This is a genomic window from Janibacter hoylei PVAS-1, assembly GCF_004025845.1.
GTDB classification, from domain to species: domain Bacteria; phylum Actinomycetota; class Actinomycetes; order Actinomycetales; family Dermatophilaceae; genus Janibacter; species Janibacter hoylei.
Window position 1 is genome coordinate 223020 of the sequence record NZ_PIPF01000007.1, and the last position, 14098, is coordinate 237117.

Below are 14098 nucleotides of genomic sequence, written 5' to 3' on the forward strand. Positions count from 1 at the left end.
TCGTGCCCCGACCCTATGCCCCGAGGCCGGCGACGAGGGAGTCCACGTCACCGGCCGAGACGAGGGCCTCCGTGCCGTCCCGACCAAGGGCCAGCGGGTCGGGCATCGCCACGCGGACCACGCGCCCGGCCCGCGGGAGCCGCAGCACGAGGGCGTCCCAGGACGCGGAGACGACCTGCTCGCCGAAGGCCCCGACCACCCGCCCGCGCAACCACGCGCGGGTGTCGGCCGGTGGGGTCGAGACGGCCGCCTCGACCTCGGCGTCGGTCGTCAGCCGGGTGATCCGTCCCGCGGCCTCGAGCTTGTGGAAGACGCCCTTGTCCGGGCGCACGTCCGACCACTGGATGTCGATGGCGCGCAGCCGGTGGTCGTCCCACGCCAGGCCGTCGCGGTCGCGGTAGCGCTGCAGGAGAGCGAGCTTGGCGACCCAGTCGATGTCTGCGGCAGCGTCGAGCGGGTCGTGGGCCAGCAGGCCGAGCAGCCGCTCCCAGTGGTCGAGGACCTCGTCGGTCGCCGGGTCGCTGCCCTCGCGATCGACGAAGGCGCGCGCCATCTCGAGGTACTCGGCGAGGATCTGCACCGCCGTGAGGTCGCGGCCGTCGCGCATCCGCACCGTCGCGCGGCAGGTCGGGTCGTGCGAGACCACCCGCAGCGCCTCGACGGGGTGGAGCACCTCGAGGTCGCGGTCCACGGCGCCGGCCTCGATGAGCCGCAGGACGAGCGAGGTCGCGCCGACCTTGACCAGACCCGCGACGTCGGCCTGGTTGGCGTCGCCGATGATGACGTGCAGCCGGCGCCAGCGGTCGGGGTCGGCGTGCGGCTCGTCGCGGGTGTTGATGATCGGCCGCTTGAAGGTCGTCTCGAGACCGACGGTCGCCTCGAAGAAGTCGCTGCGCGAGGAGATCTGGTAGCCGGCCCGCTCGCTCTCCTGGCCGATGCCGACCCTCCCGGCACCGCAGAGCACCTGCCGGGCGACGAAGAAGGGGGTCAGCTGCGCGACGATCCGCTCGAAGGGGGTGCTCCGCTCGACGAGGTAGTTTTCGTGCGTGCCGTAGGAGGCGCCCTTGCCGTCGGTGTTGTTCTTGTAGAGGTTGATGCCCGGCTCGCGTCCGGCCAGCCGGGCGACGACCTCGCGCATGACCAGCTCGCCCGCGCGGTCCCAGACGAGCGCGTCGCGCGGCGAGGTCACCTCCGGCGAGGAGTACTCGGGGTGGGCGTGGTCCACGTAGAGGCGCGCGCCGTTGACGAGCACGACGTTGGCGAGCGTCGGGTCCTCGACGTCGGTGAGCTGGGAGGCGTCGGCGCGCGAGCGCGGCAGCTCGAAGCCGCGCGCGTCGACGAGCGGGTGCTCGTCGCTGTAGTCCCACGCCCCGTGACCGGAGCGCAGTCCGTGCGCCCGCGCATATGTCGTGACGACCTCGCCGGACGCGGTCATCGGGTTGGCCCAGGGCTGCCCGGGCACCGCGATGCCGTACTCGGTCTCGATGCCCATGACCCGCCGCACGCTCATGGGCCCACCTTAGGTGCGGTCCCTCGCGAGCAGCCCGAAGACCCACGAGTCGGAGACGACCCCGTCGACGACGCAGTCCTCCCGCAGGGTGCCCTCGAGGACGAAGCCCAGCTTGTGCAGGACGCGCCCGCAGGCGATGTTGCGCGTGTCGGCCATGGCCTGGACGCGGTTGAGGTCGAGGGTGGCGTAGGCCCAGTCGAGCAGGGCCGCGCCCGCCTCGGTCGCGTGACCGTGCCCCCAGGAGGCATGCCCGAAGCACAGGGTCAGCTCCGCGCTGCGGAAGGCCGGGTCCCAGCTGCTCACCCCGCACCACCCCAGCCGCTCACCGTCCTGCGCCCTCTCGACCAGCACCCGCGCACCACTCCCGTCGGAGGCGGCGCTGCGGGACTGGTCGACGAACCTCTGGGCCCGCGACGGATCCCTCCACGGCGGCTCGTCCCAGTAGCGCAGGACGAAGGGGGCGGACATCAGCTCCCAGAGGAAGCCTGCGTCCTCATCCTCCACCGGGCGCAGCCGCAGCCGCTCGGTCACCAGGGTCGGGGTCACCAGACTCATGACGGCCATGCTCGTGCAACGGGCCCCGGGGCACCACCGACTTTCGGGGCCAGATCCCTTCGAGACGGTCGCTGGGCGACCTCCTCAGGGACCGGGGGGCGGTCTCCTGGGCGACCTCCTCAGGGATCGGGGGGAGGTCTCGCTGGGCGACCTGCTCAGGAACCGGAGGAAAGCGAATTTGCCTAGGGAGATGCGCGCACCAGCCAGCCCGAGACCTCCTCAGGGATCGGACGAGGAGGCCGCATGCTGGAATGGGGCGATGAGGACGACGTGGATGCCCTGGCGGACGCGGGTGCTGGGGTGGCTGACCCGCAAGGGCGTGCCCGCCGAGGAGATGACGGCCGCCCAGCTGTCGCGGATGCGCGCCAACATCCCGATGCGGGCCCCGTACACGTGGTTCTTCGGACGCCCCGAGCGCGGCGTGACCTCGCAGACCCGGCGGATCGCGGCCCGCGACGGCCACGAGCTGAAGATCCGGGTCCACCGCCCCGAGGCCGACGGGCCGCTCCCGCTGCTCATGCACTTCCACGGCGGCGGCTTCGTCCTCGGCCACATGGGCGTCTACGACCCGCTGTGCACGCGGATCGCCGCGCAGGCACGGGTCGTCGTCGTCACGGTCGGCTACCGGATGGCTCCCGAGCACCGCGCTCCCCTGGCGGCCCACGACTGCCTCGACGCCACCCGCTGGGCGATCGAGCACGCTGCCGAGATCGGCGCGCGCACCGATGCCGTCGGGGTGACCGGCGACAGCGCCGGTGGCAACCTCGCCGCCGGCATCGCCCAGGTCCTGCGCGACGAGGGCTTCCCGGGGCTGCGGCACCAGGCCCTCGTCTACCCCGCGCCGGACCTCACCGACCGCGAGACCGACGACCTGCAGCTGCTCAACCAGCGCTACCCGGTGCTCACCCCCGACATGATGCGGTCCTTCCGCAGCCTCTACCTCGGTGAGGAGGGCGACGACCGCGACCCCGTCATCTCACCCGCTCTCGGTGACCTCACCGGTCTGCCGCCGGCGCTCGTGCAGACGGCGGAGGTCGACCCCCTTCGTCCCGACGGCGACGCCTACGCGCAGGCGCTGCGTGAGGCGGGGGTCGAGGTCCGCCACACGACCTACCGCGGCGCGCCCCACGGCTACCAGACCTTCCCCGGGCTCGCACCGGCCGCCCAGCCCGCTCTCGAAGAGCTCATCGGCGAGATCGCCCACCACCTGCACGAGGAGCACCCGTGAAGCGCCCCTACCCCGGCCTGCCCCCGCTCGTCGCGGCCCTGACGACCTTCCTCGACAACATCGGTCGGGTTTCGATCGTCGACGCCACGCTCGACGACATCCGCGCAGCCCGCGCCAGGGTCTACCCGACCACTCCCCCCTTCTCGTGGATCACCGGGCGGGTGCCCTCGGGCGTGACGATCGACGAGAGCTCCGCGCCGGCCCGCGACGGGGCGAGCATCCCCCTGCGCTGGTACACGCCGGCCGGACGAAGGGAGGACCGCCCCCTCCTCGTCTACCTCCACGGCGGCGGCTGGGTCCAGGGGTCGACCCGGATGTACGACCCGCTGTGCGGCCACCTCGCGGCCGAGCTCGACGCGGTCGTCGTGAGCGTCGACTACCGGATGGCGCCCGAGCACCGGGCGCCTACCGCCTCGTACGACGCGATCGACGTCGTGCGCTGGCTCCACGACCATGCCGACCACGGCGTCGACCGGGACCGGATCGGTCTGTGCGGCGACTCCGCCGGCGGCAACCTCTCCGCCATCGTCGCCCAGCAGCTGCGGGACCTGCGCACGAGTGCCGGCGAGCCGGTGATCCGCCACCAGGCGCTGATCTACCCTGCGACGGACCTGACGATGGCCTCGCCCTCGATCAGGGAGCACGCCGACGGGGCGATCCTCACCGAGGACAAGATCATCGCCTTCCGCACGCTCTACATCGGCGACGCGCAGGACGCGGTCGCCTACACCGACCCGATCGTCTCGCCGCTCTTCGGCGACGTCACCGGAGTCGCCCCGGCCCTGGTGCAGACCGCCGACCTCGACCCGATCCGCGACGACGGCCTGCGCTACGCCGAGGCCCTGCGCGCCGTCGGCGTCGAGGTGCGCGTCACCAACTACCTCGGGCTGCCGCACGGCTTCGCGAGCTTCCCGGGGGTGGCCCGAGCCGGCGCGCAGAGCCGCCACGAGCTCGTCACCGAGATCCGACGGCACCTCGTCGGGGGTGACGGCCGTGCGTGAGCGGGACGAGCCCCTCACCGCCCCGCGGGGCCGGACCGCCCTCGCGGCCGGCCTCGACGTGCTCGTCGTCGCCGTCTTCACGCTCATCGGGCGGCGCACCCACGAGGAGCCGCTCGACCCCGCCGGCTGGTGGGACACGGCCTGGCCCTTCCTCGGCGGGCTGGCTCTCGGCTGGCTCGTCGTCCTCCTGTCGAGCCAGACCTGGCCGACCCGCTGGTGGCACGGCCTGACGGTCTGGATCGCCACGGTCTTCGGCGGGATGGCCCTGCGCGACATGGTCGGTCAGGGCACGGCCCTGCCCTTCGTCATCGTCGCGACGATCTTCCTCGGGGTCACCCTCGTGGGCTGGCGCCTCGTCCTGTGGGCGATCGATCGGCGCCGCCCCACCCCCGCCCCGCAGGAGCGCCCGCGCAGCCAGCGTCGCGGCCGGGTGCCCACGCAGCACACCCGCGTCGGCGACCCGCTCGACCTCGAGTCGCTCGAGGGACCGCGCGACGAGACCCGCGGGCGCGGGCTCGTCGACCCGGCCGACCGCGACCGGGTCGTCGACGAGCTCGGGATCCGCCAGCCCCGCTCGCCCGAGGACCGCTGAGGGGACCGCCCCGGCCGTCAGAGGTACTGGCCGGTGCGCGAGCCAGTGTCGATCGAGCGCCCCGGTTCCGCGCCCCCGGACTTGCCGCCGATGAGGGTGCGGATGTAGACGATCCGCTCGCCCTTCTTGCCCGAGATCCGCGCCCAGTCGTCCGGGTTGGTCGTGTTGGGCAGGTCCTCGTTTTCCTTGAACTCCGCGACGCAGGCGTCGAGCAGGTGCCCCACGCGCACACCCTCGGTGCCGGTGCCGAGGAAGTCCTTGATCGCGGACTTCTTCGCGCGGTCGACGATGTTTTGGATCATCGCGCCCGAGTTGAAGTCCTTGAAGTAGAGGATCTCCTTGTCGCCGCCCTGGTAGGTCACCTCGAGGAACTGGTTGTCGTCGGACTCCGCGTACATGTGGTCCACGGCCGCCTCGATCATCCCGTCGACCGTCGCCTGCCGGTCGCCGTCGTGCTCCTCGAGGTCCTCCGGGTGCAGCGGCAGGTCCGCGGTGAGGTACTTGGTGAAGATGTCCCGCGCGCCCTCGGCGTCGGGGCGCTCGATCTTGATCTTCACGTCGAGCCGCCCCGGCCGCAGGATCGCGGGGTCGATCATGTCCTCGCGGTTGGTCGCCCCGATGACGATGACGTTGTCCAGGCCCTCCACGCCGTCGATCTCGGCGAGCAGCTGCGGGACGATCGTCGTCTCGACGTCCGAGGAGACCCCCGAGCCGCGGGTGCGGAAGAGGCTGTCCATCTCGTCGAAGAAGACGACGACGGGGGTGCCGTCGCTCGACTTCTCCCGGGCCCGGTGGAAGATCAGGCGGATGTGCCGCTCGGTCTCGCCGACGTACTTGTTGAGCAGCTCCGGGCCCTTGATGTTGAGGAAGTAGGCCGTCGCGCTCTCCTGACCGGTGCGCTCGGCCACCTTGCGGGCCAGCGAGGCCGCGACCGCCTTGGCGATCATCGTCTTGCCGTTGCCGGGAGGACCGTAGAGCAGGACCCCCTTCGGCGCCTTGAGCTGGTGCCGCTCGTAGAGGTCGGCATGCAGGTAGGGCAGCTCGACGGCATCGCGGATCGCCTCGATCTGCTCGCTCAGCCCCCCGATGTCGTCGTAGCCGAGGTCGGGGACCTCCTCGAGGACCAGGTCGGCAACCTCCGCCCGCGGGATCCGCTCGACCGCGATGTTGCTGCGCTGGTCGACGAGGACGGCGTCACCGACCCGCACCTGCGTGCCCGTGACCCGGGCGCCGCGGCGCACGACCCGCTCCTCGTCCTGGCGCATGAGGACGAGCAGCCGATCCTCGTCGAGCACCTCCTTGACGACGACCACCTCGCCGGCGACGTCCTCCGGGTGCACCGACACGATGTTCATCGCTTCGTTGAGCCGCACCTCGCGGCCGACCCCGAGCTCCCCCGACTCCACCGCCGGCGAGACCGCGACGTGCATCTTGCGGCCCCCGCTCAGCACGTCGGCGCTGCCGTCGTCGTGGACGTCAACGACCACCGCGTAGGACGAAGGGGGCTGGGCCAGGCGCTCGATCTCCTCACGCAGGGTGACGATCTGCTGGCGAGCATCCTTGAGGGTCCGCACGAGTCGTTCGTTCTGCGAGGCCACGCTCGCCATCTGCGACTGCTGGTGGGTGAGCTTGTCCTGCAGTGCCCGCACGTCCTGGGGGGTGGGCTCTGTCGTCATCTGTCGTGCTCCCTTCCCGCCGAGGTGACGGCGCTCTGGGTCCCAGTGTCCCCCTTCGCCTCACCGTGGGGTCGGGGGGACCACACCTCGGGCGAGCTTGCGCATCTTCTTCTCCGAGGCGACCCGCTCACCGAGGGCCTCCGACGTCCACTCGGCGTCGTCGGCGCCGGGCATCGGCTCGGGGGCCACGTCCGGCTGGCCGGACTCCTCCTGGGCCGCGTAGCCCTTGCCCGGGCGACGCTTGCGCATCGGCGGCGTCACGCCTGGGGCGAGGCGGCGGGTCGTGATGAGGAAGCCGGTGTGGCCGTGCATCCGGTGCTGCGGGCGCACGGCGAGACCCTCGAGGTGCCAGCCGCGCACGAGCGACTCCCAGGCCTCCGGCTCGGTGAAGGTGCCGAAGTCACGCATCGCCTCGGCGACCTTGCTCAGCTGGGTCGCGGTCGCGACGTAGCAGATGAGGACCCCGCCCGGAGTCAGCGCGTCGGCGACGACCTCGAGGCACTCCCACGGCGCGAGCATGTCGAGCACGACACGGTCGACGGAGCCCGGCTCGACCGCCGACGGCAGCGACTCGACGAGGTCGCCCACGGTGACGGACCACGCCGGGTGGTCCTCCCCGAAGAAGGCCTGCGCATTGGCCCTGGCGATCTCGGCGAAGTCCGCCCGCCGCTCGAAGGACAGCACCCGCCCCTCGTCGCCGACCGCGCGCAGCAGCGACATCGACAGCGCACCCGACCCCACACCGGCCTCGACGACCGTCGCCCCTGGGAAGACGTCGGCCATCTGGACGATCTGGCCCGCGTCCTTGGGGTAGACGACGGCGGCGCCGCGCGGCATCGACATGACGTAGTCGGACAGCAGCGGTCGCAGCGCGAGGTACTCGGTGCCCGCCGTGTTGGTGATCGTCGACCCGTCGGGCGCACCGATGAGGTCGTCGTGCTTGACGTGCCCGCGGTGGGTGTGGAACTGCTTGCCCGGCGTGAGCGTGATCGTGTGCAGGCGCCCCTTGGGGTCGGTCAGCTGCACGCGGTCACCTTCACGGAAGGGGCCGCGGCGGTAGGCGGATCCGGTGGCGGTCATGGTCGGCGAGTCTAGTTGCGTCCGAAGGCCGCGTTGACCCGCTCGACCCGCACGATGCCCCGCAGCGCTCCCCCTTCGGTCACCGCGACGACCCGGCCGCGCGACTCCTGGAAGGCGGTGACGAGGTCGACCGCCTCGTGTCCGGGGACGAGCTCGACGGCCCAGCCCTCCGGCGCCGCGACGGTCACGGCGGAGACCGGGGTGCGGTCGACGGCGTCAGGGGCGATCCCGCGCAGGGCGTCGTGGTCGATGACCCCGACCGGCCGGCCCGCCTCGTCGACCACCACGGGCAGGGCACGAAGGGAGGTCAGCTCGCCCACCGGGGCGTCCCGGTGGATCGGCGCGGCCGGCTCGATCAGCGAGCGCACGTCGAGGCGGTTGATCTGCTGCAGCGCCCGGCCGTGGGCGATGGCGGAGGTCGCCCCGGTCCACAGGAAGCTCCCGACGAGCGCGGTCCACAGGACCGTCGTCAGCTGTGGTGAGCGTCCGGCCAGCAGGGGCACGCCGATGACGGCGACGACGATGACGACGACCAGACCGCGGCCCAAGACGCCGGCGACGACCCGGGCCCGCCCCTGGTCACGGGTCACCGCCCACACGCCGGCCTCGACGATCTGCCCGCCGTCGAGGGGCAGGCCCGGCAGCAGGTTGAGCACCGCGAGCGCGCCGTTGACGAAGGCGATGCCGCCGAGCACCAGTCCGGGGATGCCCGACCCGAGCACCGCCGAGGCGACGAGGCAGACGATGGCGATCACCGCATTGGTCAGCGGGCCGACCACGGCGATGGCCGCGGCCGTGGCCGGGGTCGAGCGCGCCGCCTCGAAGGCCGTGTGCCCGCCCCAGAGGTCGGCCACGACCCGGTGGACCGTGTGCCCGAAGGCGCGTGCGGTCACGGCGTGGGCCGCCTCGTGGGCGAGGACGCTCAGCAGGAGCGCGAGCGCGTAGACGACCGCGATGCCGTACCCGGTCACCGGGCCGTGCGCCTGCGCGCTGCCCGGCCCGACGATGAAGACGATGAGTCCACCCATGAGCAGCCAGGACCAGCCGAGGTACACGGGGACCGAGCCGATGGTGGCCAGACGGATGCCTCGGGGGTGCTCCTGGGGGGTCTCGGCCATGCCCAGACCCTAGGCGAGGAGACCGAATGGTGATAATGGCGGTTGCCCATCGAGCCTTCTGCGACAGGATCACCCGGTGACCGACACCGCCCTCCGCCCCGACGCCACACCCCAGCTCGAGGAGGCGCTCCGCGAGCGCGTCCTCATCATGGACGGCGCGATGGGCACGATGATCCAGCGCCAGGGCCTGTCCGAGGAGGACTTCCGCGGGGAGCGCTTCGCCGACTGGAGCAGCGACCTCAAGGGCAACAACGACCTGCTCGTGCTCACCCAACCGGAGCTGATCACCCAGCTGCACCGGGAGTACCTCGAGGCCGGCGCGGACCTCATCGAGACCAACACCTTCAACGCGCAGCGCATCTCGATGGCCGACTACGGCATGGAGGAGCTCTCCCGGGAGATGAACGTCGCGGCCGCGCGCCTGGCCCGCGCCGCTGCGGACGAGTACACGGCCAAGGACGCGACCCGACCGCGCTGGGTCATGGGTGCGCTCGGCCCGACGAACCGCACGGCGTCCATCTCCCCCGACGTCAACGACCCCGCGAAGCGCAACATCACCTTCGACGAGCTCGTCACGGCCTACCTCGAGCAGGCGGAAGGCCTCGTCGAGGGCGGTGTCGACCTGCTCATCATCGAGACGATCTTCGACACGCTCAACGCCAAGGCCGCGATCTTCGCGCTCGAGACGCTCTTCGAGCAGCACGGTCGCCGCTGGCCGGTCATCATCTCGGGGACGATCACCGATGCCTCGGGGCGCACGCTCACGGGGCAGACGACCGAGGCCTTCTGGAACTCGGTCCGGCACGCGCAGCCACTCGCCGTCGGGCTCAACTGCGCCCTCGGTGCCGAGGAGCTGCGGCAGTACATCGTGGAGATGGGCCGGGTCGCCGACACCTTCGTCTCGGCCTACCCGAATGCCGGGCTGCCCAATGCCTTCGGCGAGTACGACCAGGACCCCGCGCACATGGCCTCCCTCGTCGCGGAGTTCGCGACGAGCGGCCTGGTCAACCTGCTCGGTGGATGCTGCGGCTCGACCCCCGAGCACATCGCCGCCATCGCGGAGGGGGCGGCCGGCGCCACCCCGCACGTGCCGGCCGAGGTCGAGCCGGCACTGCGACTGTCGGGCCTGGAGCCCTTCAACGTCACCGCCGACTCCCTCTTCGTCAACGTCGGCGAGCGGACCAACGTCACCGGATCGGCGAAGTTCCGCAAGCTCATCGAGGCCGACGACTACCCGGCCGCCCTCGCCGTCGCGGCCCAGCAGGTCGAGAGCGGCGCGCAGGTCATCGACATCAACATGGACGAGGGCATGCTCGACGGCGTCGCCGCCATGGGCACCTTCGTCAACCTCGTCAGTTCCGAGCCGGACATCTCCCGCGTCCCGCTGATGATCGACTCCTCCAAGTGGGAGGTCATCGAGACCGGCCTGCAGCGCACCCAGGGCAAGGCGATCGTCAACTCCATCTCGATGAAGGAGGGGGTCGAGCCCTTCGTCGAGCAGGCCCGGCTGTGCCGCAAGTACGGGGCCGCGGTCGTCGTCATGGGCTTCGACGAGGAGGGCCAGGCCGACAACCTCGAGCGTCGCAAGGAGATCGCCCAGCGGGCCTACACGATCCTCACCGAGGAGGTCGGCTTCCCTGCCGAGGACATCGTCTTCGACCCCAACATCTTCGCTCTGGCCACGGGCATCGAGGAGCACGCCGCCTACGGCACCGACTTCATCGAGGCCACCCGGTGGATCAAGGACAACCTGCCGGGGGCGCTCGTCTCCGGCGGCGTCTCCAACGTCTCCTTCAGCTTCCGCGGCAACAACCCCGTCCGCGAGGCGATCCACGCCGTCTTCCTGTACCACTCGATCAACGCCGGCATGGATATGGGCATCGTCAACGCCGGCGCCCTCGTCCCCTACGACACGCTCGATCCGCAGCTGCGCGAGCGGATCGAGGACGTCGTGCTCAACCGGCGTCCCGACTCCACGGAGCGACTGCTCGAGATCGCCGAGCAGCACCGTGGCACCGGCGCCGTCGAGGAGACCGCGACCCAGGAGTGGCGCGAGCTGCCCCTGCGTGAGCGGATCACCCACTCCCTCGTCAAGGGCATCGACACCTGGGTCGTCGAGGACACCGAGGCCCTGCGCCTCGAGATCGACGCCGCCGGCGGTGCGCCGCTCGAGGTCATCGAGGGCCCCCTCATGGACGGCATGGGCGTCGTCGGCGACCTCTTCGGCGAGGGCAAGATGTTTCTCCCGCAGGTCGTGAAGTCGGCCCGCGTGATGAAGAAGGCCGTCGCCCACCTCATCCCCTTCATCGAGGCGGCGAAGAAGCCGGGCGACGAGAGCCGGTCCAAGGGCCTGATCGTCATGGCGACGGTCAAGGGCGACGTCCACGACATCGGCAAGAACATCGTCGGCGTCGTGCTGCAGTGCAACAACTACGAGGTCATAGACCTCGGGGTCATGGTGCCGACGCAAAAGATCCTCGACACGGCCAAGGAGCACGGGGCCGACGTCATCGGACTGTCCGGGCTGATCACCCCTTCGCTCGACGAGATGGTCGGGGTGGCCTCCGAGATGCAGCGTCAGGGCTTCGACATCCCGCTGCTCCTCGGTGGTGCGACGACCTCCCGGGCCCACACCGCGGTCAAGGTGGACCAGCAGTACGACGGGCCCGTCGTCTGGGTCAAGGACGCCTCGCGGTCGGTGCCCGTCGTCAGCCAGCTGCTCAGCGACACGGGGCGGACCAAGCTGCTCGACGAGATCGCTGCCGACTACGAGTCGTTGCGTCAGCGGCACGCGGCCAAGACCAATGATCGGCCGATGCTGAGCTACGACGAGGCCCGTGACGCGCGGACCCCGATCGACTGGAGCGTCGAGCACCCGCACCTCACCGGGGTCACGCCGACGCGGATGGTCTTTGCCGACTACGACCTCGCCGAGCTGCGCGAGTACTTCGACTGGCAGCCCTTCTTCAACGCGTGGGAGCTCAAGGGGTCCTTCCCCGACATCCTCAACAACCCGGCGACGGGCAAGGTGGCACGCAAGCTCTACGACGAGGCTCAGACGATGCTCGACCGCATCATCGAGGAGCGGTGGCTGACGGCGAAGGGGGTCATCGGCCTCTTCCCCGCCAATGCCGTCGGCGACGACATCGAGATCTACACCGACGAGTCGCGCACCGAGGTCGCCCACACGCTCCACATGCTGCGCCAGCAGGGCAAGCACCGGCCCGGGGTGCCCAACCGGAGCCTCGCGGACTTCGTCGCGCCACGGGAGACGGGGGTGGCCGACTGGATCGGCGCTTTCGCGGTCACCGGTGGCCTCGGCGTCGCGGAGCGGATCGCGCAGTTCAAGGCGGACAACGACGACTACAACGCGATCCTCCTCGAGGCGCTCGCCGACCGCTTCGCCGAGGCCTTCGCCGAGCGGCTGCACGAGCGGGTGCGCACGGAGTTCTGGGGCTACGCACCGCAGGAGTCCCTGGACAACACCGAGCTCATCAAGGAGGCCTACTCCGGCATCCGTCCGGCCCCGGGCTACCCCGCCTGCCCCGACCACACCGAGAAGCAGACCCTGTGGTCGCTGCTCGACGTCGACGAGATCGGCATCGAGCTCACTGAGGGGATGGCGATGTGGCCGGGAGCCGCGGTCTCGGGGTGGTACTTCGGGCACCCGGAGAGCCAGTACTTCGTCGTCGGACGCCTCGGTCGCGACCAGGTGGAGGACTACGCCGCGCGCAAGGGCTGGACGATGCGTGAGGCCGAGCGCTGGCTCGGCCCCAACCTCGGCTACTCCCCCGAGTGAGGGCCGCGCTCTCCCCCTCGCGGGCCGCCGACTTCAAGCAGTGCCCGCTGAAGTTTCGCCTGCGGACGATCGACCGCCTCGACGAAGTCCCGTCCCCGGTGGCGGCCCGCGGGACCCTCGTCCACGCGGTCCTCGAGGAGGTCTTCGACCTGCCGGCGGCCGAGCGCACGCCGCAGGCAGCCCGCGCCCTCGTGCCGGGGTGCTGGGCGGCGCTCGTCGCCGAGCGCCCCGAGCTGGCCGACCTGATCGCCGACGACCCGTCACTCTCCGAGGAGTCGTGGTTCGCTGCCGCCGAGCGCCTCGTCGACCGGTGGTTCACCCTCGAGGACCCGTCGAGGCTCGAGCCCTCTCAACGTGAGGTACAGGTCGAGACCCAGCTCGACGGACTGCTGCTGCGCGGCATCATCGACCGGGTCGACATCGCGCCCACGGGTCAGGTCCGCATCGTCGACTACAAGACGGGCCGCACCCCGGCCGCGGGCTTCGAGGGCAAGGCGCTCTTCCAGATGAAGTTCTACGGCCTCGTCATGTGGCGACGGACCGGGCGGGTCCCCGACCTGCTGCAGCTCGTCTACCTCAAGGACGGCACGATCGTGCGCTACGAGCCGGACGAGGCGGACCTGCTGGCGCTCGAGCGCAACGTCCGCGCCGTCTGGACCGCCATCGAGCAGGCCGTCGCCACGCGCGACTTCCGGCCGAGCCCGTCGAAGCTGTGCGGCTGGTGCGACTTCAAGCCGCTGTGCCCCGCCTTCGGCGGCACGCCGCCGGCCCTGCCGGAGACGATCGAGATCGTCACCCCGGAGGCCGAGCCGCCCCCTTCGCCTGCCGGGTCCTAAGGCCGCGCGACCGCGCCCAGCGCGAGCGGCATGAGGTCGAAGGGGGTGACCCCGGTGAGCGTCGGGATCCGCACCGAGCCCGCGATGTCGGGCACCTCGACCACGTGAGGGACCGCGAGGGTCGGCACGCCGGCCGCAGCGGCCGACCGGACGCCCGTCGGCGAGTCCTCGATGGCGACGCAGGTCGCCGGCTCCACCCCCAGTCGCTCGGCCGCGGTCTCGTAGGGCTCCGGGTGCGGCTTGCCGTGGGTCACCTGGTCGCCGGAGACGACCAGGCCGAAGGAGCCGGGCTCCGTGGCGTCGACGACCGCACCGGCGAGATCGGCCCACGACATCGTCACCAGCGCCTGCGGGATGTCGAGCTCGCGACAGGCCGCGAGCAGCTCGCGGGCCCCGGGGCGCCACGGCACCTCGTCGGCGATCTGCTCGATCACCCGGGACTGCAGCCGGTGCACGACCTGCTCCGCGGGCAGGTCGACGGGCGAGTTGTCGATGATGAACTGCGCCGAGACCAGGAGCGGGTTGCCGACGAGCTGGAGCGCCAGCTCGTGGGTCCAGGTGCCGCCGAACTCCTCGACGAGCTCGTGCTCCGCGATGATCCAGTAGGGCTCGGTGTCGACGAGGGTCCCGTCCATGTCCCACAGGACCGCGGCGGGCAGGTCGCGGACGTCGGACCGCGTGGTGTCGGTGCTCACGAGGCCCC

11 protein-coding genes are annotated in these 14098 nt (G+C 71.4%); 5 read left to right on the forward strand and 6 right to left on the reverse strand.

The window, feature by feature from the left end:
• Positions 1–13: 13 nt before the first annotated feature.
• Entirely contained in the window at positions 14–1510 is a 1497-nt protein-coding gene (gene dop, locus CWN80_RS07975; RefSeq protein WP_007924233.1) for a depupylase/deamidase Dop, read from the reverse strand.
• Between the two features lie 9 nt (positions 1511–1519).
• Positions 1520–2065 (reverse strand): GNAT family N-acetyltransferase, encoded by a 546-nt coding sequence (locus CWN80_RS07980; protein ID WP_128277104.1) that lies wholly within the window; start codon positions 2063–2065, stop codon positions 1520–1522.
• Between the two features lie 274 nt (positions 2066–2339).
• Between CWN80_RS07980 and CWN80_RS07985 the strand changes: the two genes are divergently transcribed.
• From CWN80_RS07985 to CWN80_RS15535, 3 genes are read left to right on the forward strand one after another with little or no spacing between them, the layout of a single operon-like run.
• Positions 2340–3293, forward strand: a complete 954-nt coding sequence (locus tag CWN80_RS07985; protein WP_007924231.1) for an alpha/beta hydrolase — start codon at positions 2340–2342, stop codon at positions 3291–3293.
• A complete protein-coding gene (locus tag CWN80_RS07990) occupies positions 3290–4294 on the forward strand; it encodes an alpha/beta hydrolase (RefSeq protein WP_007924230.1) in 1005 nt (334 codons plus the stop codon). The genes CWN80_RS07985 and CWN80_RS07990 overlap by 4 nt, the downstream gene beginning before the upstream one ends.
• Complete coding sequence (locus CWN80_RS15535) at positions 4287–4886, forward strand: DUF3054 domain-containing protein (protein WP_192899850.1); 600 nt, start codon at positions 4287–4289, stop codon at positions 4884–4886. The genes CWN80_RS07990 and CWN80_RS15535 overlap by 8 nt, the downstream gene beginning before the upstream one ends.
• A gap of 17 nt (positions 4887–4903) precedes the next feature.
• Here CWN80_RS15535 and arc read toward each other — a convergent pair whose 3' ends face one another.
• From arc to CWN80_RS08010, 3 genes are read right to left on the reverse strand one after another with little or no spacing between them, the layout of a single operon-like run.
• Positions 4904–6562, reverse strand: a complete 1659-nt coding sequence (gene arc / locus CWN80_RS08000) for a proteasome ATPase (protein ID WP_128277106.1) — start codon at positions 6560–6562, stop codon at positions 4904–4906.
• 60 nt (positions 6563–6622) lie between these two features.
• Positions 6623–7642 (reverse strand): tRNA (adenine-N1)-methyltransferase, encoded by a 1020-nt coding sequence (locus CWN80_RS08005; protein WP_040880507.1) that lies wholly within the window; start codon positions 7640–7642, stop codon positions 6623–6625.
• Positions 7643–7653: 11 nt separating this feature from the next.
• Positions 7654–8760 (reverse strand): site-2 protease family protein, encoded by a 1107-nt coding sequence (locus CWN80_RS08010; protein WP_128277107.1) that lies wholly within the window; start codon positions 8758–8760, stop codon positions 7654–7656.
• 76 nt (positions 8761–8836) lie between these two features.
• Here CWN80_RS08010 and metH point away from each other — a divergent pair, with 76 nt between their 5' ends.
• Both metH and CWN80_RS08020 read left to right on the forward strand, forming a co-directional pair.
• Positions 8837–12559, forward strand: a complete 3723-nt coding sequence (gene metH / locus CWN80_RS08015) for a methionine synthase (protein ID WP_202865231.1) — start codon at positions 8837–8839, stop codon at positions 12557–12559.
• Positions 12556–13395, forward strand: a complete 840-nt coding sequence (locus CWN80_RS08020; protein WP_007924225.1) for a RecB family exonuclease — start codon at positions 12556–12558, stop codon at positions 13393–13395. The genes metH and CWN80_RS08020 overlap by 4 nt, the downstream gene beginning before the upstream one ends.
• Here CWN80_RS08020 and CWN80_RS08025 read toward each other — a convergent pair.
• Positions 13392–14090: an HAD family hydrolase gene (locus CWN80_RS08025; RefSeq protein ID WP_007924224.1), complete on the reverse strand. Its 699-nt coding sequence runs from the start codon at positions 14088–14090 to the stop codon at positions 13392–13394. The two genes, CWN80_RS08020 and CWN80_RS08025, sit on opposite strands and share 4 nt — an antisense overlap.
• Positions 14091–14098 lie beyond the last annotated feature (8 nt).